Below are 21,895 nucleotides of genomic sequence, written 5' to 3'. Positions count from 1 at the left end.
TTCTTGACGCAAGCGCCGTCCTCTCCTTAGCTGAACAGTAATCACCAGACGTAAAAACTCGTGCCGGGCCTCTAGCGCGCGCCCTCGTGCGCTCTGCAGAAGGCTGGTGCGCTGGTACCTGTCGCCCCCTGTTCTTGTCGTACAGCTCGTGACATCAGGCCAGGTCTTGGGCTGTTCACTCATACATCAACAGGAGATCCGCCATGAAAAGCACCTCGAATCCCTCGCGCTTCGACGCTTTTTTCTGTGCGGTTTCCACGTCGCTGCTCTTGGCAACCCCGGTGGAAACCTTCGCCTTCGAATCGCAGGAGGGCGAACCCTTCGCCCCTGTCCTGGCGCAGCCCGAGGTGCCACGATTGTCGCTCGATCCGGTCAGCGTCAGCGGCCTCAACCAGGGCCTGCTCAGCGCCTTCTCCGAGCGCATGGGTGAACGTCATGGCCAGCCCGACAGCGACCATATCGCCAGCCAGTGGGCGCAGTTCTTCCCCGGCGCGCCGCGCCCGGGCGCCCAGCCGCCGGCGCAGGTGGAGGCGCCCAGCCAGCAGATGATGATCGGACCGGACTTGTTCGTGCGTGAAACCAGCGGCGGCAACGTGCACCGCGCGGGGATCTTCGTCGGCCACAACAACCTGCAGAGCACCTTCAACGGCATGCGCCCGCTGCTGGGCGACAAGCAGCGCGACGCGGTCAACCTCAGCGGCGAGAGCCTGGGCGTGTACTGGAGCATGACCCACGAGCAGGGCTGGCACGTGGACGCCGTGGCCATGGGCACGCGCATCGACGTCAACGGCCGCTCCCAGGCCGGCCAGCGGCTCGATGACAGCGGCCACGCGATGACCTTCTCGGTGGAAGGCGGCTACCCCATCGGCCTGGGCGCCGGCTGGGTGATCGAGCCCCAGGCGCAGTTGATCAACCAGCAGTTCTTCCCCGGTAGCCAGGTGCAGGAGGAAACCCTGCAGGCCTTCGACAGCCAGCCCAGCTGGAGCGGCCGGGTCGGTGCCAAGCTGTCGGCGCGCTACGAAGTGCGCGGCATGCCCATCGAACCCTATGTGCGCACCAACGTCTGGTACGACTTCAGCAACGCCGACCCGGTGAAGCTGGACCAGGTCGACAAGATCTCCAGCTCGCGCAGCGCCGCCACGGTGGAACTGGGCTTGGGCCTGGTGGCGCGGGTGACGCCGAACGTGGCGCTGTTCGTCAGTGCCGACTACAGCTCCGATGTGGATGACAATGACCTGAACGGGTTGATTGGCAGCCTTGGGGTCAGGATGCGTTGGTAGACGACCACCGCACTCCTGTAGGAGCGGCCTTGTGCCGCGAAAGGGCCGCAAAGCGGCCCCAGGATTTCAGCGTTGATGCATCAATCGCCGGGGCTGCTTTGCAGCCCTTTCGCGGCACAAGGCCGCTCCTACAGGGAGAGAGGAAACCATCAGGCCGGCTTCATCACCAACACCCCCAACGGCGGCAGGTTCAGCGCCAGCGACAATGGCTGGCCATGGCTGGCGATCGCTTCGCTGGCTACCGCCCCCAGATTCCCCACATTCGATCCGGCATACAGCTCGGCATCGCTATTGAGCAATTCTTGCCAGTGCTCGCCAAACGGCACGCCAATGCGGTAACCCTCCCGCGGCACCGGCGTGAAGTTGGCCACCACCAGCAGTGGCTCGCCCTGGCTGCTCCAGCGCAACCAGGCGTACACGCTGTTATGCGCGTCGTCGCCGATCAGCCACTGGAAGCCCTGGGGCTGGCAGTCCAGCTCGTGCAACGCCGGCAGTTCGCGGTACAGGCGGTTGAGGTCGGCCACCAGCTTCTGCACGCCCTGGTGCTCGGAGTACTGCAGCAGGTACCAGTCCAGTTGCTGGTCATGGTTCCACTCGCGCCACTGGCCGAACTCGCAGCCCATGAACAGCAGCTTCTTGCCCGGGTGGGTCCACATGAACGCCAGGTACGCCCGCAGGTTGGCGAACTTCTGCCAGCGATCGCCGGGCATCTTGTCGATCAGCGAATGCTTGCCGTGGACCACTTCGTCGTGGGAGATCGGCAGGATGAAATGCTCGGAATAGGCGTAGATCAGCCCGAAACTCATCTCGTTGTGGTGGTAGGTTCGGTGCACCGGATCGTTCTGGATGTAGTGCAGGGTGTCGTGCATCCAGCCCATGTTCCACTTGTAGGCGAAGCCCAGGCCGCCCTGCTGCACCGGCTGGCTGACGCCGGGCCAGGCGGTGGACTCCTCGGCGATGATCAACGCGCCCGGCGCCTCATGGGCGGCGACGCCGTTGAGGTGGCGGATGAAGTCGATGGCCTCGAGGTTCTCGCGCCCGCCGTGGCGGTTGGGCACCCATTCGCCGGCCTTGCGCGAATAATCGCGGTAAAGCATCGAGGCCACCGCGTCCACGCGCAGGCCGTCGATGTGGAAGTGCTTGAGCCAGTGCAGCGCCGAGGCCAGCATGAAGCCGCGCACCTCGTTGCGACCGAGGTTGTAGATCAGCGTGTTCCAGTCCTGGTGGAAGCCTTCCAGCGGGTTGTCGTACTCGTACAGCGCGGTGCCGTCGAAGCGCGCCAGGCCATGCTCGTCGGTGGGGAAATGCGCCGGCACCCAGTCGAGGAGCACGCCGATGCCGCCCTGGTGGCAGGCATCGACGAAGAAGGCGAAGTCCTCGGCGCTGCCATAGCGCGAGGTCGGCGCGAACAGCGACAGCGGCTGGTAGCCCCAGGAGCCGCCGAAGGGGTGTTCCATGATCGGCATCAGTTCGATATGGGTGAAGCCCAGCTCCTGCACGTAGGGCACCAGGCGCTCGGCCAGCTCGCGCCAGTTGTAGAAGCGCGCGACTTCGCCGGCATCGTCCAGCTCGCAGCGCCAGGAGCCGACGTGCAGTTCGTAGATCGACAGCGGCGCGCTGTAGGCATGCCGTTGGGCGCGCTGCTCCATCCATTGGCCATCGCGCCAGTCGTGGGCCAGGGCACCGGCCACCTTCGAGGCGGTGCTCGGCGGCAGTTCGGTGGCACGGGCCAGGGGGTCGGCCTTGAGTGGCAGCACGCCGTCCGCGCCCAATACTTCGAACTTGTAGGTCTCGCCCACGCCGAGCCTGGGCACGAACAGCTCCCACACCCCGGCACCGTGGCGCAGGCGCATGGGGTGACGGCGGCCGTCCCAGTTGTTGAAGTCGCCGACCACCGACACCCGCCTGGCGTTGGGCGCCCAGACCGAGAAACACACCCCCGCGATGCCTTCCACTTGCGTCGGCTGGGCGCCGAAGCGCCCGGCCAGGTCGCGGTGGTTGCCTTCGGCGAACAGATGCATGTCCATGTCGCCCAGTTGCGGGCCAAAGCTGTAGGGGTCCTCGGTCACCTGCTCGCCGCCGGCCCAGCCGATCTGCAGCAGGTAGGCCTGTGCCTCATCGAGGTGCGCGGTGAACAGCCCCGGCACGCTGCCCTGCACCATTTCGGCAAGCACTTGCCCATCCTGGCGCGTCAGCAGTCGTGCATTCAGGGCATTAGGCAGGAAAGCGCGGACGAACAGGCCGCCCGCACCGTCGCCATGGGGACCCAGCACGGCAAATGGGTCGGCGTGCTCGGCGCGGACCAGGGCGTCGAGGTCCCGTTGCCGAAGGCCGCCGTTGTCACGCGTGGTTGCATTCATCTCACTGCCCCTTATCAAATTATTCAATGCTGCCCATCCGGGCCTCTGTGGGAGCGGGCTTGCCCGCGAAGCAGGCGACTTGGTACATGGCACCGGCTTTGCCGGTGTTCGCGGGCAAGCCCGCTCCCACAGAGATTCGTGTTCAACCTGGAATGGCTCACCCCTCCCCCCAGGTACTGATCAGTCCATGCAGACCATGCAAAGGCACGGCCAGCCAACTTGGCCGGTTTTCGGCTTCATAGGTGATTTCGTAGGCGGCCTTCTCCAGGCAGAACAGCTCCAGCGCCGCGCGTTCGCCCTCGGCCTGCTGCCAGGCGTGGGGCATGGCAGCGGTAGCCAGCCCGTAGGCTTCGACGAAGGCGTGACGCGACTGATGCAGGTACTGCCGGGCGACCCGCTGCCGGGCCTGGCGCGCCGCGTCGGACAGGTCGACCGCCGAGGCGCTGCGCAGGATCATCGCAGCAGCATAGTCGAAGGAGCGCAGCACGCCGCTGACATCCTTGTACGGGCTGTGTTTCGCCCGGCGCTCGTCCAGCGGGCGCGCCGGCTCGCCCTCGAAATCGATCAGGTAGGCGTCGCCCTGCACCACCAGCACCTGGCCCAGGTGCAGGTCGCCGTGCACGCGCATCAGCAGGCCGCCCCGGGCCTGCCGGGCGAGGTTGTCGACGTGCTGCTGCAGGCCTTCACGCTGTTGCTGCAGGTCGTCGACCAGGGCCTGGCTGTCGCGGTCCAGGGTATGGCGGTGCTGGGCCAGCAGGTCGAGGGCACGGGTCAGGTCGGCGCTGATCTGCCGGCTCCAGCGCTCGCTGTCCTGGGCATCGCTCGGACGAGACTGGAACGCCTTGTCGTCGCTCGGCGCGGCCAGCAGCAGATGCATCTCGCCCAGGCGTTGGCCGAGCAAGGCGGCGAAGCCGGTCAGCTCGGCCAGGGCATCGGTATGCGCCTCCTGTTCGACGCTACCCGGTTCCATCTGGTCGCGAATCGCCCGTTCCAGGGTGTTCTGCGTCCAATCCCAGGCATCGCCCTGGTTGCTCAGGTAGCCCTGGGCGATCATCAGCAGATGGGGCTGGCCACTGTCATCGACACGGCTGATCCAGGCCAGCAGGGGCGAGATATTGGCAAAGCCCGCAGCGGTCAGGTAGGCGCTCATCTCAAGCTCCGGATGCACCCCCGGGTTCACCCGGCGGATCAGCTTGAGCACCAGGCTGCCGCCGACCACCACCGAGCTGTTGGACTGCTCGGCGCCCAGGTAGCGCACCTCGCTCTGCTCATCGAGCTGCAGCGCGGCCAATGCCTCGGTGCGATGGAAATGCAGCTCGCCCAGGCCATCGCCACAGGGCAGGCGCAGGCCCTCCTGGCAGCCCTTGAGCACGGCGCGAATGAACGGTTCGAGCACGAAGGCATCGGTGATCAGCCCCACCTGGCGGCCACGGCGCACCCGCGACAGCGCCAGTTGCTGAGGCAGCGCCGCGTTGATCTGCTCCTCCGGCAGCAGGCCGAAGGGCAACTGGTAGTGAGTGACGACGCCCTCGCTGTACACCTCCAGCTCGGCGAGCAGCACCGGCAGCGCCGTGGTGGCGAAGCGCACGCCATAGCTCAGGCGTACCTGGTCAATGGGCCCTTCCTTGCCGGCAAACCAGCGGCGCTTGGGCAGGTATTGCGGCAGGATGGATGCCTGCAAGGTCTCGCGCGATGGCGACTCGAGCAGCTCCTCCATGCGCTTGCGCAGCACCAGGGTGGTCAGCTCGGGCAGACCCTCGGCAGGCTGGACATGCCAGCTTGGCATGCGGTCGTGGCTGGCCAGCAGGAACCAGTAGAAACCATAGGGCGGCAGGGTCAGCAGGAACGGCAGCTGGCCGATGGGCGGGAAGGCGCTGCCGCCGAGCATTTCCACCGGCACCTTGCCGGCGTACTGCGACAACTCCAGTTCCGCCGCCTGGGCCGCCCGCGAGACATTGGCCACGCACAGCACAATCTCGCTGTTGCCGTCGGCATCGGTGTATTCGCGGATATAGGCGAGAATCCGTCGATTGCTCGGCGTCAGCATCTTCATGCTGCCCCGGCCAAAGGCTTTCTGCTGGCTGCGCACCGCCAGCAGGCGGCGGTTCCAGTTGAGCAATGAATGCGGGTCGTGGGCCTGGGCCTCGACGTTGATGGTCTGGTAGCCGTACAACGGGTCCATGATCGGCGGCAGCACCAGGCGTTGCGGATCGGCCCGGGAGAAACCGCCGTTGCGGTCCGGCGACCATTGCATGGGCGTGCGCACGCCGTCGCGGTCGCCCAGGTAGATGTTGTCGCCCATGCCCAGCTCGTCGCCGTAGTACAAGGTCGGGGTGCCGGGCATCGACAGCAACAGGCTGGTCAGCAGTTCGATGCGCCGCCGGTCGCGCTGCAGCAACGGCGCCAGGCGCCGGCGGATGCCGAGGTTGATGCGCGCGCGGCGGTCCTCGGCGTAGTAGTTCCACAGGTAGTCGCGCTCGCGGTCGGTGACCATCTCCAGGGTCAGTTCATCGTGGTTGCGCAGGAAGATCGCCCATTGGCAATTGGTCGGGATCTCCGGGGTCTGGCGCAGGATATCGGTGATCGGGAAGCGGTCCTCCATGGCCAGGGCCATGTACATGCGCGGCATCAGCGGGAAGTGGAAGGCCATGTGGCACTCGTCGCCGTCGCCCTCGCCGAAGTACGGGCGGGTGTCCTCCGGCCACTGGTTGGCCTCGGCCAGCAGCATGCGGTCGGGGTAGTTGGCGTCGATCTCGGCGCGGATGGCCTTGAGCACGGTGTGGGTTTCGGGGAGGTTCTCGTTGTTGGTGCCGTCGCGCTCGATCAGGTACGGGATGGCATCCAGGCGCAGGCCGTCGACGCCGATGTCGAGCCAATAGCGCATCACGCCGATCACCGCTTTCAACACCTGTGGGTTGTCGAAGTTCAGGTCCGGCTGGTGCGAGTAGAAGCGGTGCCAGAAATACTGGCCGGCGACCGGGTCCCAGGTCCAGTTGGACTTCTCGGTGTCGAGGAAGATGATCCGTGTGCCGTCGTACTTTTGCTCGTCGTCGGACCACACGTAGAAGTCCCGGGCCTTGCTGCCGCGCCTGGCGTGGCGGGCGCGCTGGAACCAGGGGTGCTGGTCGGAGGTGTGGTTGATGACAAGCTCCGTGATCACCCGCAGGCCGCGCTTGTGGACCTCGGCGATGAAGCGCCTGGCATCGGCGAGGCTGCCGTAGTCCGGGTGCACGGCCTTGTACTCGGCGATGTCGTAGCCGTCGTCGCGCCGGGGCGAGGGGTAGAACGGCAGCAGCCAGAGGGTGTTGACGCCAAGTTCGGCGATGTAGTCGAGCTTGCCGATCAGGCCTGCGAAATCGCCGATGCCGTCGTTGTTGGAATCGAAGAACGATTTCACGTGCAACTGGTAGATCACCGCGTCCTTGTACCACAGCGGATCGTCGATGAAGGCTGCCGGGCGGTAACGCTTGGCCATGTGCGACTCCTTTCATTTTCCGGTTCGGCACACTCCCTGTAGGAGCGGCCTTGTGCCGCGAAAGGGCTGCGTAGCAGCCCCAGCAATCTGTCATGTCGCTAAGAACCTGGGGCCGCTTCGCGCCCCTTTCGCGGCACAAGGCCGCTCCTACAGGGGATTAGCGGAGCTTCTCGATGCGCCAGATGCCAAACGGCTGGTGCCACGGTTCGATGCGCATCCACTGGGTCTTGCCATGCCAGGTCCAGCGGTGGCCATTCATCAGGTCCTCGCCCTGGGTGTCGGCGTTGTCATCCAGCCCCAGCTCCCACAGCGGCAACTCGAAACTGGCCTCCTGGGCGTTGTACGGATCGAGGCTGATGGCCACCAGGATGACGTTGTCACGCTCGGGCGTGCGCTTGGCGAAGTACAGGATCTGATCGTTCCAGCAGTTGAGGAACATCACCCCCAGGTGGGTCTGCAGGGCACGGTTCTGCCGGCGGATGCGGTTGAGCTGGGCGATCTCGGCAACGATGTTGCCGGGCTGGGTGAAATCGCGCGGGCGGATCTCGTACTTCTCCGAATCCAGGTACTCCTCCTTGCCCGGCAGCGGCGTGCCTTCGCACAGCTCGAAGCCCGAGTACATGCCCCACAGGCCCGAACCCAGGGTTGCCAGCGCGGCGCGGATGAGAAAGCCGGGGCGGCCCGAGGTCTGCAGGAAGTACGGGTTGATGTCCGGCGTGTTGACGAAGAAGTTGGGCCGGTAGCACTGGCTCCACGGCGGCTGGTTGAGCTGCTCGAAGTATTCGCGCAGCTCCTGTTTGCTGTTGCGCCAGGTGAAGTAGGTGTAGCTCTGGGCGTACCCGACCTTGCCCAGGCGCGCCATCATCGCCGGGCGGGTGAAGGCCTCGGCGAGGAAGATCACCTCGGGGTGGTGGCTGCGAACATTGGCGATCAGCCATTGCCAGAACGGCAGCGGCTTGGTGTGCGGGTTGTCGACGCGGAAGGTCTTCACGCCCTCCTCCACCCAGCCGACCACCACATCGCGCAAGGCCAGCCACAGGCTCGGCACCGATTCGGGGGCGTAGAAGTCGACGTTGACGATGTCCTGGTACTTCTTCGGCGGGTTCTCGGCGTAACGGATGCTGCCGTCGGGGCGCCAACTGAACCAGCCGGGGTGCTCCGTGAGCCAGGGGTGGTCCTGGGAGCACTGGATGGCGAAGTCCAGGGCGATCTCCAACCCATGCTCGGCGGCGGCGGCGACCAGCCGGCGGAAGTCCTCGCGGCTGCCCAGCTGTGGGTGTATGGCGTCGTGCCCGCCCTCGGGGCTGCCGATGGCGTAAGGGCTGCCGGGGTCGCCGGGCTCGGCCTGCAAGGCGTTGTTGCGGCCCTTGCGGTGCTTCATGCCGATGGGGTGGATCGGCGGGAAGTACAGCACGTCGAAGCCCATGTCGCGGATCATCGGCAGGCGCTGGTGCACGTCGTCGAAGGTGCCGTGGCGTTCGGCATCGTCAGTGATCGAGCGCGGGAACAGTTCGTACCAGCTGGCGAACAGCGCCGCCTCGCGGTCCACATCCAGGGGAAACTCGCGGCTGCGGGTGAGGTAGCTGCGGTGCTCGGCCTCGGCCATCAGCTGGGCCGCCTCAGGGTGCAGCAGCAACATCACCTGGTCATCCACCGGCAAATCCGGCAGGCGCTGTTGCAAGCTCTCGAGTTGCTCGCGCAAAAGCCCGTCGCTGCGCTCGATGCCCTGGCCCAGCAGCAGCCGGCCCTCCTCCAGTTCGAGTTTCACGTCCACACCGGCGGCGTACTTCTTCTCCAGGTCATGGCAGTAGGTGGCGAAAGGGTCGATCCAGGCCTCTATGCTGAACAGGTGCAAGCCCAGATCGGTGGGGGTGAAGTCCGCCAGCCACAGGTCGTTGCCCGGCGAGTGCATCGCCACGCAGTGCCAGCGCCGGCTGTGGGCCTGGCGCCAGTTCAGGCTCACCGCCAGGCGGTCGTGGCCATCGCTGTAGACCTTGGCCGTCACCTCGACCTTGTGCCCGCGCACCGCCTTGGCGGCGAAGGTGCCACCGTCGAGCACCGGGCTTGCGTCCTCGATCACGATGCGCGGCGCCAGCAGCGCCTGGGACAGGCTGATGGCCTGGTCCGGGTGATCGTTGGCCATGGGCACGCTTTCGAACGGCTCTTTACCAGACATCGACCTGCTCCCCTGGGCTGGTGGCGGTAAGGGTTCAGAGCCGTGATCGGGCGCGGGGGTTCAAAAAAAATGAGCGTCGGGCGCAGGCCTGGGTCAAAGCCTGCGACACCTCTTCATTCATCCCGCGAGGCCAGGCCCATGAACATTCCCATTCCACCGGAGACACCCGACCCGAACATCGACGACCCGGCCCTGCCGCCGCCGCTGCCCGAGGAGGATCCGGACGAGCAGCCGATCAAGCCGACCCTGCCGCCGACCGTGGGCGACCCGCCGAGCGAGGAGCCGCCGGTGAAAGGTAGAGGATAGACAAGGTGTGGCGGGATAGATGGGGCCACCTGCTATTTCTGCCAGTATCAAAGCGCGCTCCATAAGCCTACAACGCTCATATCACTTATATGAGGACGGTGGTATGACACAGGTTGAAGAACGACTGAAGAAAGTCATCGTGGAAAAACTTGGTGCTGAAGCAAGCAAAGTCATTCCGCAGGCAAACTTCAAAACTGACCTCTTGGCGGACGATTTGGATATGACTCAAGTATTCATTGCCACCGAAGAAGAGTTCGAAATCACTTTCGATGAGGATCAGATCGAAAAAATCGAAACGATGAGGGATCTCATCACGCTTATTAATAAAAAATCCAAGAAATGATCTTTTCGAACCAATGAATGTCCCGCACCTGTGCGGGACACTCCAATCACAACCCAGACAATCGCACACCTGGTATTTTTACCAGTAGCACAATCTCCCAGCGCCGCGTACAGAGAGACTCTCCTCTCTGACGGCAGCCCCAGGCATGCGCTCGCGCCTCTACATCGCCTTCCACCTGCAATGGATCCTCGCCGGCTTCCTCGAACAGAGCCTGCACCGGATCCGGCCGAACATCGCCATGGACGAACTGGGCGCCGACAGTTTCGACGTGGTGGAACTGCAAGCCATCGTGGAGGAGACATTCGGCATCTTCATCCCCCACCAAATCCAGACGTACACCACCTTTGCCGAGCTGATCGACCTGGTCTACAAGGCGATGCCTAGCCCCCCAGTTCCTCCACGCTGATTTCGCGCATCCGAAACTTCTGCACCTTCCCCGTCACCGTCATCGGAAACTCATCGACAAAACGGAAATGACGCGGCGCCTTGAAATGCGCCAGCCGTGCCTTGCACCACTGCTGCAGTTCCTCGGCACTGGCGCTGTGCCCGGGGTGCAGGCGAATCCACGCCACCACCTCCTCGCCATACCTGCTGCACGGAATCCCCACCACCTGCGCCTCGGCCACCGCCGGGTGGGTGTGGAAGAACTCCTCGAGCTCACGCGGATAGATGTTCTCGCCGCCGCGAATGATCATGTCCTTGTTGCGCCCGACGATGCGCACATAACCGTCATCGTCCATCACCGCCAGGTCGCCGGTGTGCATCCAGCCGGCCGGATCGATGGCGTCATGGGTGGCCTGCAGGTTGTCCCAGTAGCCGAGCATCACGCTGTAGCCCCGGGTGCACAGTTCGCCGATCTCGCCCCGGGCAACGATGCGCCCGTCGGCGTCCACCAGCTTGGTCTCCAGCTGCGGCTGGGTGCGGCCCACGGTGGTCACGCGAAGCTCCAGGCCGTCGTCGGGTCCGGTCTGCAGCGACACCGGGCTGGTCTCGGTCATGCCATAGGCGATCTGCACCTCGGCCATGTGCATCTGCTCGATGACCTTGCGCATCACCTCGATCGGGCAGGTGGCGCCGGCCATGATGCCGCTGCGCAGGCTGGACAGGTCCAGCGCGGCGCGGCTGGGGTGGTCGAGCATGGCGATGAACATGGTCGGCACGCCATAGAGGATGCTGGCCCGCTCCTCGGCCACGGCGCGCAGGGTGAGTTCGGCGTCGAAGGCGTCGTTGGGGTAGATCAGGGTGCTGCCGTGGGTGATGCAACCGAGATTGCCCATGACCATGCCGAAGCAGTGGTACAGCGGCACCGGGATCACCATGCGGTCCTGCTCGGTCAGGCCCAGGCTCTCGCCGACCATGTAGCCGTTGTTGAGCAGGTTGTAGTGGCTCAGGGTCGCGCCCTTGGGCGCGCCGGTGGTGCCGGAGGTGTACTGGATGTTCACCGGCTGGTCGAACTGCAGGCCCTGTTGCCGGGCCTCGTAGGCGGCGAGTTCCACCTGCCCTGCCCGCCCGGCCAGCGCGGTCCAGGGCAAGAAGCCCGTGGGCGGCTCGACGGCCAGGCTGATCACCCCGCGCAGATCGGGCAGGCGTTCGCTGGCCAGCTCGCCCACGGCATGGGCCGCCAGCTCAGGCACCAGCTCCTGCACCATCGCGTGGTAATCGGAGGTCTTGAAGGCATCGGCGCACACCAGCCAGCGGCAGCCGGACTGGCGCAGTACGTATTCCAGCTCGCCCACCCGATAGGCCGGGTTGATATTGACCAGAATCCCGCCGACCTTGGCCGTGGCCAATTGCAGGATGCACCACTGGGCGCAGTTGGGCGCCCAGATGCCGACCCGCTCGCCCACCTCCACGCCCAGCGCCATCAAGGCCCGGGCATGCACGTCGACCTCGGCGGCCAGCTCGCGCCAGCTGTAGCGCACGCCCTGGTGGCGCACCACCAGCGCCTCGCGCTCGCCATGAAGGGCGACGGTGGCATCGAAGGCCTGGCCGATGGTCAGGGTGAGCAATGGTTTGTCTTGACGGCCGCGCGTGTAGCTTGGTTGAGGCATGGTTGTCCCTTCTTGTGGTTGTTCTGGGCATGACTGAAGCAGGCGGCAATTACTCTGGCGCAGATTTACGTTTACGTAAAGGTGACGTTCCGATTGACACGCTCGAGAGGCAGGTTTACGTTAACGTCAACCACGCATCACGCCGACCCTGTAGGAGCGGGCTTGCCCCGCGATGAGGCCGGACCAGGCAGTACTGCTGGCCGTTCTGACGGGCATCGCGGGGCAAGCCCGCTCCTACAGGGCCGGCGTGGTACCTCGAATTTCAAGAACAAGAAGGTGCCTCCCATGCATTACCCCAGCCTGAACTTCGCCCTGGGCGAAACCATCGACATGCTCCGCGACCAGGTGCGCACCTTCGTCGCCGCCGAACTGGCCCCGCGCGCCGCGCAGATCGACCACGACAACCTGTTCCCCGCCGACATGTGGCGCAAGTTCGGCGACATGGGCCTCTTGGGCATCACCGTGCCGGAAGAATACGGCGGCGCCGGCCTGGGCTACCTGGCCCACGTGGTGTCGATGGAAGAGATCAGCCGCGCCTCGGCCTCGGTGGCCCTGTCGTACGGCGCCCACTCCAACCTGTGCGTCAACCAGATCAACCGCAACGGCACCCACGAGCAGAAGCTCAAATACCTGCCCAAGCTGATCAGCGGCGAGCACATCGGCGCCCTGGCCATGAGCGAGCCCAACGCCGGCTCCGATGTGGTGTCGATGAAGCTGCGCGCCGAAAAACGCGGCGACCGCTACGTGCTCAACGGCAGCAAGACCTGGATCACCAACGGCCCCGACGCCAACACCTACGTGATCTACGCCAAGACCGACCTGGACAAGGGCCCCCACGGCATCACCGCGTTCATCGTCGAGCGCGACTGGAAAGGCTTCACTCGCAGCAACAAGTTCGACAAGCTCGGCATGCGCGGTTCCAACACCTGCGAGCTGTTCTTCGATGACGTCGAAGTACCGGAAGAAAACATCCTCGGCCAGCTCAACGGCGGCGTGCGCGTGCTGATGAGCGGCCTGGACTACGAGCGCGTGGTGCTCGCCGGCGGCCCCACCGGCATCATGCAGAGCTGCATGGACCTGGTAGTCCCGTACATCCATGACCGCAAGCAGTTCGGCCAGAGCATCGGCGAGTTCCAGCTGATCCAGGGCAAGATCGCCGACATGTACACCCAGCTCAACGCCAGCCGCGCCTACCTGTACGCCGTGGCCCAGGCCTGCGACCGCAGCGAAACCACCCGCAAGGACGCCGCCGGGGTGATCCTCTACACCGCCGAGCGCGCCACGCAGATGGCCCTGGAAGCGATCCAGATCCTTGGCGGCAACGGCTACATCAACGAGTTCCCGGCCGGCCGCCTGCTGCGCGACGCCAAGCTGTACGAGATCGGCGCCGGCACCAGCGAGATCCGCCGGATGCTGATCGGCCGCGAACTGTTCAACGAAACCCGCTGAGCACAAGGAACCGGCGTCCATGGCTACCTTGCATACCCAGATCAACCCGCGCTCGGCGGAATTCGCCAGCAATAGCGCGGCCATGCTCGAACAGGTCCAGGCCCTGCGCGGCCTGCTCGCCCAGGTCAGTCAGGGCGGTGGGCCGAAGGCCCAGGAGCGGCACACCTCCCGCGGCAAGCTGCTACCCCGCGAGCGTATCGACCGCCTGCTCGACCCAGGCTCGGCGTTTCTCGAGATCGGCCAGCTGGCCGCCCATGAAGTCTACGGCGAAGACGTGCCGGCCGCCGGCGTGATCGCCGGCATCGGCCGCGTCGAAGGCGTGGAGTGCATGATCGTGGCCAACGACGCCACGGTCAAAGGCGGCTCCTACTACCCGCTGACGGTGAAAAAGCACCTGCGCGCCCAGACCATCGCCCTGCAGAACCGCCTGCCGTGCATCTACCTGGTGGACTCCGGCGGCGCCAATCTGCCGCGCCAGGACGAGGTGTTCCCCGACCGCGAGCACTTCGGGCGGATCTTCTTCAACCAGGCCAACATGAGCGCCCTGGGGATACCGCAGATCGCCGTGGTGATGGGCTCGTGCACCGCCGGTGGCGCCTATGTGCCGGCCATGGCCGACGAGGCGATCATGGTGCGCCAGCAGGCGACCATCTTCCTCGCAGGCCCGCCTTTGGTGAAAGCCGCGACCGGTGAAGTGGTCAGCGCCGAGGACCTCGGTGGCGCCGACGTGCACTGCCGCACCAGCGGCGTGGCCGACCATTACGCCGATAACGACGAGCACGCCCTGGCCATCGCCCGGCGCAGCGTCGCCAACCTCAACTGGCACAAGCAGGGCAAGCTGCAGTGCCAGGCGCCGATCGCGCCGTTGTACAACGCCGAGGAGCTGTACGGTGTGGTCCCGGCCGACGCCAAGCAGCCGTTCGACGTGCGCGAGGTGATCGCCCGCCTGGTCGACGGTTCGGTGTTCGATGAATTCAAGGCGCTGTTCGGCACCACCCTGGTGTGCGGCTTCGCCCACCTGCACGGCTACCCGGTGGCGATCCTGGCCAACAACGGCATCCTTTTCGCCGAGGCCGCGCAAAAAGGCGCGCACTTCATCGAACTGGCCTGCCAGCGCGGCATCCCGCTGCTGTTCCTGCAGAACATCACCGGCTTCATGGTCGGCAAGAAGTACGAGGAAGGCGGCATCGCCAAGCACGGCGCCAAGCTGGTGACCGCGGTGGCCTGCGCCCAGGTGCCGAAGTTCACGGTGATCATCGGCGGCAGCTTCGGCGCCGGCAACTACGGCATGTGCGGCCGCGCCTACGACCCGCGCTTCCTGTGGATGTGGCCCAACGCCCGCATCGGCGTGATGGGCGCCGAACAGGCGGCCGGGGTGCTGGCCCAGGTCAAGCGCGAGCAGAGCGAGCGCAGCGGCGAGGTGTTCAGCAGCGAAGACGAGAAGAAGCTCAAGCAGCCGATCCTCGACCAGTACGAACGCCAGGGCCACCCCTACTACTCCAGCGCCCGGCTGTGGGACGACGGCGTCATCGACCCGGCGCAGACCCGCGACGTGCTCGGCCTGGCGTTGTCCGCCGCGCTGAACGCCCCGATCGAACAGAGCCGCTTCGGCATTTTCCGGATGTGACCCATGAGCGAATTCGCCACCCTTGAACTGGTCAAGGACCCTCGCGGCTTCGCCACCCTGTGGCTGAGCCGGGAAGACAAGAACAACGCCTTCAATGCGCAGATGATCCGCGAACTGATCGTCGCCCTCGACCAGCTGGCCGAAGACGCCAGCCTGCGCTTCGTGGTGCTGCGCGGCCGTGGCCGGCACTTCAGCGCCGGCGCGGACCTGGCCTGGATGCAGCAGTCGGCGCAGCTGGACTTCAACACCAACCTGGACGACGCTCACGAGCTGGGCGAGCTGATGTATGCCCTGCACCGGCTCAAGACGCCGACCCTGGCCGTGGTGCAAGGCGCCGCTTTCGGTGGCGCGCTGGGGCTGATCAGCTGCTGCGACATGGCCATCGGCGCCGAGGACGCGCAGCTGTGCCTGTCGGAAGTGCGCATCGGCCTGGCCCCGGCGGTGATCAGCCCGTTCGTGGTCAAGGCCATCGGCGAGCGCGCTGCCCGCCGCTATGCCCTCACCGCCGAGCGTTTCAGCGGCGTGCGCGCCCGCGACCTGGGCCTGCTGGCCGAGGTATACCCGGCCGCCGAGCTGGACGCCCAGGTCGAAGCCTGGGTCGATAACCTGCTGCAGAACAGCCCGCAGGCGCTGCGCGCCACCAAGGACCTGCTGCGCGAGGTGGACGCCGGCGAACTGAGTCCGGCCCTGCGTCGCTACTGCGAGAACACCATCGCCCGCATCCGCGTCAGCGCCGAAGGCCAGGAGGGCCTGCGCGCCTTCCTGGAAAAACGCCGCCCCGCCTGGCAAGACAACAAGGAGCCGCGCTCATGAGCCGACCCACGCTGACCACCCTGCTGGTCGCCAACCGCGGCGAGATCGCCTGCCGGGTGATGCGCACCGCCAAGGCCATGGGCCTGACCACCGTGGCCGTGCACAGCGCCACCGACCGCGATGCGCGCCATAGCCGCGAAGCCGATATCCGTGTAGACCTCGGTGGCACCAAGGCCGCCGAAAGCTACCTGGTGATCGACAAGCTGCTCGACGCCGCCAAGGCCAGCGGCGCCCAGGCGATCCACCCGGGCTATGGCTTCCTGTCGGAGAACGCCGGTTTTGCCCGCGCCATCGAACAGGCCGGTCTGATCTTCCTCGGCCCACCGGCCAGCGCCATCGACGCCATGGGCAGCAAGTCGGCGGCCAAGGCGCTGATGGAGTCCGCCGGCGTGCCGCTGGTGCCGGGCTACCACGGCGAGGCCCAGGACCTGGAGACCTTCCGCGCCGCCGCCGAGCGCATTGGCTACCCGGTGCTGCTCAAGGCCAGCGCCGGGGGCGGCGGCAAGGGCATGAAGGTGGTCGAGGACGAGAGCCAGCTGGCCGACGCCCTGGCCTCGGCGCAACGCGAGGCGCAGTCGTCGTTCGGCGATGCGCGCATGTTGGTCGAGAAGTACGTGCTCAAGCCGCGTCATGTGGAGATCCAGGTGTTCGCCGACCAGCACGGCAACTGCCTGTACCTCAACGAGCGCGACTGCTCGATCCAGCGCCGCCACCAGAAAGTGGTCGAGGAAGCGCCGGCACCGGGCCTCTCTCCCGAGCTGCGCAAGGCCATGGGCGAGGCCGCGGTGCGCGCCGCCCAGGCCATCGGCTACGTGGGCGCCGGCACTGTCGAGTTCCTGCTCGATGCCCGCGGCGAGTTCTTCTTCATGGAGATGAACACCCGCCTGCAGGTGGAGCATCCGGTCACCGAGGCCATCACCGGGCTCGACCTGGTGGCCTGGCAGATCCGCGTGGCCTGCGGCGAGCCGCTGCCGATCACCCAGGAGCAAGTACCGCTGATCGGCCATGCCATCGAGGTGCGGCTGTATGCGGAGGATCCGGCCAACGAGTTCCTGCCGGCCACCGGCACCCTGGCGCTGTACCGCGAGTCGGCACCGGGCGAAGGCCGCCGGGTGGACAGCGGCGTCAGCGAAGGCGACGTGGTGTCGCCGTTCTATGACCCGATGCTGGGCAAGCTGATCGCCTGGGGCCAGGACCGCGAGCAGGCGCGCCTGCGGTTGCTGGCGATGCTCGATGAGTTCGCCATTGGCGGGCTGAAGACCAATATCGCCTTCCTGCGTCGCATCCTTGCGCACCCGGCGTTTGCCCAGGCGGAACTGGACACCGGGTTCATTCCGCGTCATCAGGACGTGTTGCTGCCTGCGCCCCAGGCGCTGCCGGCGCAATTCTGGGAAGCCGCCGCCGAGGCGTGGCTGCAAGGCGAGCCAGCGCTGCAGCGCCAGGACGACCGCGCTTCACCGTGGGCGGCCCGTGATGGCCTGCGCCTGGGCTTGCCGGCGCGCAGCAGCCTGCATTTGCAGTGCGACGGGCATGAACAGGCGGTGGCACTGGAGCGCAGCGCGCCTTCGACTTATCGCCTGGAGGGGGAGCAGCTGTGTCATGACGTGGACGGCCTGCGCCGTCGTCACCTGGCGGTGCGTCGGGGCGGCACGCTGTACCTGCAGTGGCAGGGTGAGTTGCATGCGGTCAGCGTCCATGACCCGATTGCGGCGGCGGAAGCCAGCCACAGCCATCAGGGCGGGCTGGGTGCGCCAATGAACGGGAGTATCGTGCGGGTACTGGTGGAGCCGGGGCAGGTGGTCGAGGCCGGTACCGCGCTGGTGGTGCTGGAGGCGATGAAGATGGAGCACAGCATTCGGGCGCCGCACTCCGGGACGGTGAAGGCGCTGTTCTGCCAGGAGGGGGATATGGTTAGCGAAGGGACAGTGCTGGTGGAGTTGGAGGGGGCGTAACGGCGGCAATGTGTTCGCCGAAAGGGTTGTTTCGCCTATGAGATCGAGCGCCGCCCGCGCGGCGCATCGCGGGACAAGCCCGCTCCCACATCTGTTGCAACGTGCCAAACCTGTCAGGCCATGGTTGCCAGCCTTGGCGCATGTCTTGAGTCATGTGGAGCGGCGGTAGCGACCACGCTAAAACCGCGTCGTACAAACAAGGCGGACCAGGTAATGGCACAGGATTGACTGGCCCGAAACAGATGTGGGAGCGGGCTTGTCCCGCGATGCGCCGCGCGGGCGGCGCTCGATCTCAAGGGCGCTGCAAGACTCCCGCCTGGCACCTCGCAGCCCCAACACGATCTGCGCGCGAACCTAGAGCACCCCGTGCATCCGCACCACAACACCAAGGAACTCGCAGCCCTCCTCGCACACCAAAGTCGGATAGACATTGTTGAGCGCCTTCAGATACCGCTGCCCACCCTCCTCGGTCAACTGCCGAAAGATCGCGGACTTGCCTGGCAGCCGGGCAATCACCAGACGCCCCGGCTCGGCGGGCACACCATCATCGACCAGGATTCGAACCCCCTCGGGCACGCTCCTGCCACTGGCGGCACTCATGGTGTCGTTCTCGACCGTCAGCCAGAACGCCTTGCCCTGGGCCAGGTAGTCAGTCTGCTCGAAGACCTCCGGCGCTTCCTGCTCCTGCTGACCCAAGGTGCTCCAGTCACGTACCGGATAGCGGAAACACACGAAGTATTTCGCCAGCCCGTCGTCATCGTCGTCCTCGAGGCCATAACGCGCCCGCTCCTCACCCACCTGCCCCAGCACACGCAGTTGCATGCTGACCTGGTAATGCGGCATGCCCAACTCGATGAACGTGCGGTTCATCGAGTCGACCCGAGGCTGACGGCGTTTCTTCAGCCAATGGCCGATGCTGCCCTGGGAAACCCCAACGCGTTCGGCAAGCTGCTCCTGGGAGATATCGAGCTCCTCGATCCGTTCCCGGACCAGAGCTATCCATTTGTCCATATTCATCGCAGGCACGATACGGACTGCCTCCCTGCGTTCAATACACATCAAGTAGTATTTGCCTAAACACATTTCAATACTTTAGGTATTAGAATCGGACTTCACCTTTCACCTATTGGTATTCGCAGGTAATCAGGATGAGCATCTCGAAAGAAACGGAAACAGATCTCGACGAAGAAGCAGCCCGCCGCGCCCTCGATTTCTACCTCAACCCCACCCCCACGCCCCGCGACCTGGAGCGTTCGCTATGGACCCTGCGCGATGGCGTCAGCAACGCCCAGGCTTGCGACCATGCCATGGCCCTGCTGCGCTGCGCGTCGGCCACAGCACAGGAAACCGGCAACCATCTGCAGGGCACGACGCGGGAAGTAGTGTTTGCGCTGATGCACATGGTCAACATGGCCCGCGCCCTGCTCGAGCAGTGCCACGCCACGGAAAAGGCATCGATCTGAAGGACAGCCCTTTCAAGGTGCTGATAATTGGCGTCCGGCTTGGATTTGCCGGGGCTGCTTTGCAGCCTTTTCCGGCCGGTCCGACGCCTCGGCAAGGCCGCTCCTACAGGGGCGCGCGGTCTCCTGTAGGAGCGGCCTTGTGCCGCGAAAGGGTCGCAAAGCGACCCCGGCAATCTTGAATAGGAACAGCCATATCCCAAAAATCGCAAAGCTTGAAAGGGATGGCTGTGAAGGGAGAACGTGATAGCCGACGAACGGCAAAAGCCCCGATTGCCGGGGACGAGGTGTGCGTCAGTTAGATATTTTTTTGCCAATCGCGGAAAAATCATTTGACTGGCAAATGATAACGATTATTATTGCACTCAGCAGGTCGCGAGACCCGCTGGATAACCTGCAACGTCCTCAGGTCGGACGCTCAGATTATCTCCTCATCAGGCTAATCACGGTTTTTGACCCGGCTTTTTGCCGGGTCATTTTTTTTGGCTCTTCAGGCTAATGAAGATCGTTGATGGCGGCGATGATAGCAAAACTGTGTCAGGACGTGAACGCTCATTACAAATCTTTGCGGAATCAGCACTTGAGAATCAATCTCGTTTAGCTTAAGCTGATTCTGCATCAAGGAAGATGCCCCCACCCCTTTCCTTAATGAGCAAGGAGCTGTCCATGACCCGCCTGCTGCTGCCCCTCGAGCACGACCCGCGCACCGCCGAACAGCATGGCGAGGACGCGCTGCTGCATGCGCTCAAGCGCCTGCCGCGCCGGGTCCAGCAAGTCTTCCTGCTCAACCGCCTCGACCAGCAGGGCTTCGCCGCCATCGCTGAACGCCTGGACCTGCCGCTGATCAGCATCGAGCGCCACATGAACCAGGCCCTGCAGACCGCCCGCGCCCCCGGCGACGCGCTGGCCAGCATCGCCGGCCAATGGTACGTGCGCCTGCAGAGCCCGCAGGTGACCGCCAGCGAACGCATCGACTTCCGCCGCTGGCTGGATGCCGACCCCGACCACCTGCGCGCCTTCCACGAAACCGAACTGCGCTGGCGCAGCCTGCTTGCCCCTGCCCGACAATTGGGCCATGACGGCTGGTACCGGCAAGGGCGTGCGGCGTTATCGCTGGGTGGCTGCTCGATTGCCGTCGGGCTTGGTGTTGCTGCGCTTGTAGCGCTGGGGCTACTGGCCTGAAGAGTCTGGGGCTGCGCTGCAGCCCTTCGCGGCAAAAGGCCGCTCCTACAGGAAACCGCGCACTTCTGTAGGAGCGGCCTTGTGCCGCGAAGGGGGCGCAGAGCGCCCCCAGTCCAATTAACCTGCGCACCCCCGCCGCCAAGCGGTGTAGAGTACAGTCACAACAACGCCAACAGGAGGCTGGCAATGACCGTGACGCTCTCCCCGCTGCACATCGACTGCGATTTCGACTCCGGCAACATCCTGGTCCTGGACGCCAGCAACCCTGCGCACGTCCACCTGAACATCCGCAAGGACAGCCACAGCGACCACTTCCAGTGGTTCCACTTCAAGGCCAGCGGCCTGACCCCGGGCCAGGTCCATCGCTTCAGCCTGGACAACGCTGCCGAGTCCTCCTACAAGAACGCCTGGACCGGCTACCACGCCGTGGCCTCCTACGACCAGCAGACCTGGTTCCGCGTGCCCAGCCAGTTCGACGGCAAGGCCCTGAGCTTCGACTTCAAGGCTGAACAGGCGCAGGCCTGGTTCGCCTACTTCGAGCCCTACCCTCGTGCGCGCCACAACCAGCTGATCGAGCGCGCCAAGCAGATTCCCGGCGTCGAGCTGCTGGCCAGCGGGCGCAGCGTGCAAGGGCGCGACATTCCCCTGCTGCGTGCGGGCGACGGTGCGACCGGCAAGCGTAAGCTATGGATCATCGCCCAGCAGCACCCGGGCGAGCACATGGCCGAGTGGTTCATGGAAGGCGTGATCGACGCCCTCGAAGCCAACGGCCCGGTCATCCAGCAACTGCTGGCCAAGGCCGACCTGTACCTGATCCCCAACATGAACCCGGACGGCGCCTTCCTCGGCCACCTGCGCACCAACTTCAAGGGCAAGGACCTCAACCGCGCCTGGCAGGACGCCAGCGTCGAACTGAGCCCCGAGGTGTTCTTCGCCCAGAGCCAGATGAAGCTGCATGGCGTGGATGCGTTCATCGATGCCCATGGCGACGAGGAGATCCCCCATGTGTTCACCGCGGCCTGCGAGGGCAACCCCGGCTACACGCCACGCATCGCCAAACTGGAAGAGCAGTTCCGCAGCACCCTGTGCAGCCTGACAAAGGACTTCCAGACGAAATACGGCTACACCCGCGACGAACCGGGCCAGGCCAACATGACCCTGGCGTGCAATGCCGTGGGCCAGGCCCATGACTGCCTGTCGCTGACCCTGGAGATGCCGTTCAAGGACCATGACGATGCGCCGAATCCACGCACCGGCTGGTCGGGCGAACGCTCGAAGGCGCTGGCCGGGGCGGTGCTGGAGACGTTGCTGAAGATGGTCGGCGATCTGCGCTGAGCAGCACGCTTCCCTGTGTAGGAGCGGCCTTGTGCCGCGAAAGGGCTGCGGAGCAGCCCCAGGATCTCAGCGTCGCGGCAGGTATT

Annotated in this window: 16 protein-coding genes; 11 read left to right on the top strand and 5 right to left on the bottom strand. The window is 65.3% G+C overall.

The genetic code is table 11. The features are described 5' to 3' along the window. Window positions 1-203: 203 nt before the first annotated feature. Window positions 204-1,280, top strand: coding sequence for an autotransporter outer membrane beta-barrel domain-containing protein (locus tag NMG10_RS15670; RefSeq protein ID WP_232855908.1), 1,077 nt, complete (start codon window positions 204-206; stop codon window positions 1,278-1,280). Between the two features lie 149 nt (window positions 1,281-1,429). Here the strand turns inward: NMG10_RS15670 and glgB are convergent, their stop codons facing one another. The 3 genes from glgB to NMG10_RS15655 all read right to left on the bottom strand — a co-directional run bounded on the left by glgB (window position 1,430) and on the right by NMG10_RS15655 (window position 9,291). After that, on the bottom strand, window positions 1,430-3,640 hold the full coding sequence (glgB, locus tag NMG10_RS15665) for a 1,4-alpha-glucan branching protein GlgB (protein ID WP_232855907.1): 2,211 nt from the start codon (window positions 3,638-3,640) through the stop codon (window positions 1,430-1,432). A gap of 157 nt (window positions 3,641-3,797) precedes the next feature. After that, window positions 3,798-7,115: a maltose alpha-D-glucosyltransferase gene (treS, locus tag NMG10_RS15660; protein ID WP_254464662.1), complete on the bottom strand. Its 3,318-nt coding sequence runs from the start codon at window positions 7,113-7,115 to the stop codon at window positions 3,798-3,800. A 157-nt stretch (window positions 7,116-7,272) separates the two neighbouring features. Further along, window positions 7,273-9,291, bottom strand: coding sequence for an alpha-1,4-glucan--maltose-1-phosphate maltosyltransferase (locus NMG10_RS15655; protein WP_254464661.1), 2,019 nt, complete (start codon window positions 9,289-9,291; stop codon window positions 7,273-7,275). 138 nt (window positions 9,292-9,429) lie between these two features. On the opposite strand from NMG10_RS15655, the gene NMG10_RS15650 reads away from it, so the two are divergent. The 3 genes from NMG10_RS15650 to NMG10_RS15640 all read left to right on the top strand — a co-directional run bounded on the left by NMG10_RS15650 (window position 9,430) and on the right by NMG10_RS15640 (window position 10,346). Continuing rightward, window positions 9,430-9,597, top strand: coding sequence for a hypothetical protein (locus NMG10_RS15650; protein WP_254464660.1), 168 nt, complete (start codon window positions 9,430-9,432; stop codon window positions 9,595-9,597). A gap of 103 nt (window positions 9,598-9,700) precedes the next feature. Continuing rightward, window positions 9,701-9,940, top strand: coding sequence for an acyl carrier protein (locus tag NMG10_RS15645; RefSeq protein WP_254464659.1), 240 nt, complete (start codon window positions 9,701-9,703; stop codon window positions 9,938-9,940). A 145-nt stretch (window positions 9,941-10,085) separates the two neighbouring features. Further along, the gene (locus NMG10_RS15640; protein ID WP_254464658.1) at window positions 10,086-10,346 is read left to right on the top strand and encodes an acyl carrier protein; all 261 of its coding nucleotides are present in this window, start codon (window positions 10,086-10,088) and stop codon (window positions 10,344-10,346) included. On the opposite strand, the gene NMG10_RS15635 is transcribed toward NMG10_RS15640, so the two are convergent. Next, window positions 10,321-11,991, bottom strand: coding sequence for an AMP-binding protein (locus tag NMG10_RS15635; protein WP_254464657.1), 1,671 nt, complete (start codon window positions 11,989-11,991; stop codon window positions 10,321-10,323). The genes NMG10_RS15640 and NMG10_RS15635 overlap by 26 nt on opposite strands. 285 nt (window positions 11,992-12,276) lie before the next feature. Between NMG10_RS15635 and NMG10_RS15630 the strand changes: the two genes are divergently transcribed. From NMG10_RS15630 to NMG10_RS15615, 4 genes are read left to right on the top strand one after another with little or no spacing between them, the layout of a single operon-like run. Beyond that, complete coding sequence (locus tag NMG10_RS15630; RefSeq protein ID WP_050706477.1) at window positions 12,277-13,440, top strand: isovaleryl-CoA dehydrogenase; 1,164 nt, start codon at window positions 12,277-12,279, stop codon at window positions 13,438-13,440. A 19-nt stretch (window positions 13,441-13,459) separates the two neighbouring features. Beyond that, window positions 13,460-15,067 carry a carboxyl transferase domain-containing protein gene (locus NMG10_RS15625; protein WP_110733340.1) on the top strand — a complete coding sequence of 536 codons (1,608 nt, stop codon included), beginning with the start codon at window positions 13,460-13,462 and terminating at the stop codon, window positions 15,065-15,067. A gap of 3 nt (window positions 15,068-15,070) precedes the next feature. Then, the gene (locus NMG10_RS15620) at window positions 15,071-15,880 is read left to right on the top strand and encodes a gamma-carboxygeranoyl-CoA hydratase (RefSeq protein ID WP_232855901.1); all 810 of its coding nucleotides are present in this window, start codon (window positions 15,071-15,073) and stop codon (window positions 15,878-15,880) included. After that, window positions 15,877-17,832, top strand: coding sequence for an acetyl/propionyl/methylcrotonyl-CoA carboxylase subunit alpha (locus NMG10_RS15615; protein WP_254464656.1), 1,956 nt, complete (start codon window positions 15,877-15,879; stop codon window positions 17,830-17,832). Before NMG10_RS15620 ends, NMG10_RS15615 begins: the two co-directional genes overlap by 4 nt. A gap of 354 nt (window positions 17,833-18,186) precedes the next feature. Here NMG10_RS15615 and NMG10_RS15610 read toward each other — a convergent pair whose 3' ends face one another. Beyond that, window positions 18,187-18,891, bottom strand: coding sequence for an XRE family transcriptional regulator (locus NMG10_RS15610; protein WP_232855899.1), 705 nt, complete (start codon window positions 18,889-18,891; stop codon window positions 18,187-18,189). Window positions 18,892-18,980: 89 nt separating this feature from the next. On the opposite strand from NMG10_RS15610, the gene NMG10_RS15605 reads away from it, so the two are divergent. From NMG10_RS15605 to NMG10_RS15595, 3 genes are all read left to right on the top strand, one after another. Continuing rightward, window positions 18,981-19,295 carry a hypothetical protein gene (locus tag NMG10_RS15605; protein WP_203647340.1) on the top strand — a complete coding sequence of 105 codons (315 nt, stop codon included), beginning with the start codon at window positions 18,981-18,983 and terminating at the stop codon, window positions 19,293-19,295. Window positions 19,296-19,958: 663 nt separating this feature from the next. Continuing rightward, a complete protein-coding gene (locus tag NMG10_RS15600) occupies window positions 19,959-20,474 on the top strand; it encodes a DUF4880 domain-containing protein (protein WP_232855898.1) in 516 nt (171 codons plus the stop codon). Window positions 20,475-20,660: 186 nt separating this feature from the next. Continuing rightward, window positions 20,661-21,809: a M14-type cytosolic carboxypeptidase gene (locus tag NMG10_RS15595; protein WP_232855897.1), complete on the top strand. Its 1,149-nt coding sequence runs from the start codon at window positions 20,661-20,663 to the stop codon at window positions 21,807-21,809. Window positions 21,810-21,895 lie beyond the last annotated feature (86 nt).

This window comes from Pseudomonas sp. DVZ6 (assembly GCF_024259445.1).
In the GTDB taxonomy this organism is placed as follows: Bacteria; Pseudomonadota; Gammaproteobacteria; order Pseudomonadales; family Pseudomonadaceae; genus Aquipseudomonas; species Aquipseudomonas peradeniyensis.
Note: the sequence above shows the minus strand (reverse complement) of the source record. Positions and strands in the feature narration are given on the sequence as shown.

Bases quoted from the DNA above. Each gene is read 5' to 3' on its own strand.
- NMG10_RS15595 (WP_232855897.1), top strand. From the start codon at position 20,661: ATGACCGTGACGCTCTCCCCGCTGCACATCGACTGCGATTTCGACTCC.
- NMG10_RS15625 (WP_110733340.1), top strand. From the start codon at position 13,460: ATGGCTACCTTGCATACCCAGATCAACCCGCGCTCGGCGGAATTCGCC.
- NMG10_RS15615 (WP_254464656.1), top strand. From the start codon at position 15,877: ATGAGCCGACCCACGCTGACCACCCTGCTGGTCGCCAACCGCGGCGAG.
- NMG10_RS15635 (WP_254464657.1), bottom strand. From the start codon at position 11,991: ATGCCTCAACCAAGCTACACGCGCGGCCGTCAAGACAAACCATTGCTC.
- NMG10_RS15650 (WP_254464660.1), top strand. From the start codon at position 9,430: ATGAACATTCCCATTCCACCGGAGACACCCGACCCGAACATCGACGAC.
- NMG10_RS15610 (WP_232855899.1), bottom strand. From the start codon at position 18,891: ATGTGTATTGAACGCAGGGAGGCAGTCCGTATCGTGCCTGCGATGAAT.
- NMG10_RS15620 (WP_232855901.1), top strand. From the start codon at position 15,071: ATGAGCGAATTCGCCACCCTTGAACTGGTCAAGGACCCTCGCGGCTTC.
- NMG10_RS15670 (WP_232855908.1), top strand. From the start codon at position 204: ATGAAAAGCACCTCGAATCCCTCGCGCTTCGACGCTTTTTTCTGTGCG.
- NMG10_RS15605 (WP_203647340.1), top strand. From the start codon at position 18,981: ATGAGCATCTCGAAAGAAACGGAAACAGATCTCGACGAAGAAGCAGCC.
- NMG10_RS15655 (WP_254464661.1), bottom strand. From the start codon at position 9,291: ATGTCTGGTAAAGAGCCGTTCGAAAGCGTGCCCATGGCCAACGATCAC.
- NMG10_RS15600 (WP_232855898.1), top strand. From the start codon at position 19,959: ATGACCCGCCTGCTGCTGCCCCTCGAGCACGACCCGCGCACCGCCGAA.
- NMG10_RS15645 (WP_254464659.1), top strand. From the start codon at position 9,701: ATGACACAGGTTGAAGAACGACTGAAGAAAGTCATCGTGGAAAAACTT.
- NMG10_RS15630 (WP_050706477.1), top strand. From the start codon at position 12,277: ATGCATTACCCCAGCCTGAACTTCGCCCTGGGCGAAACCATCGACATG.
- glgB (WP_232855907.1), bottom strand. From the start codon at position 3,640: ATGAATGCAACCACGCGTGACAACGGCGGCCTTCGGCAACGGGACCTC.
- treS (WP_254464662.1), bottom strand. From the start codon at position 7,115: ATGGCCAAGCGTTACCGCCCGGCAGCCTTCATCGACGATCCGCTGTGG.
- NMG10_RS15640 (WP_254464658.1), top strand. From the start codon at position 10,086: ATGCGCTCGCGCCTCTACATCGCCTTCCACCTGCAATGGATCCTCGCC.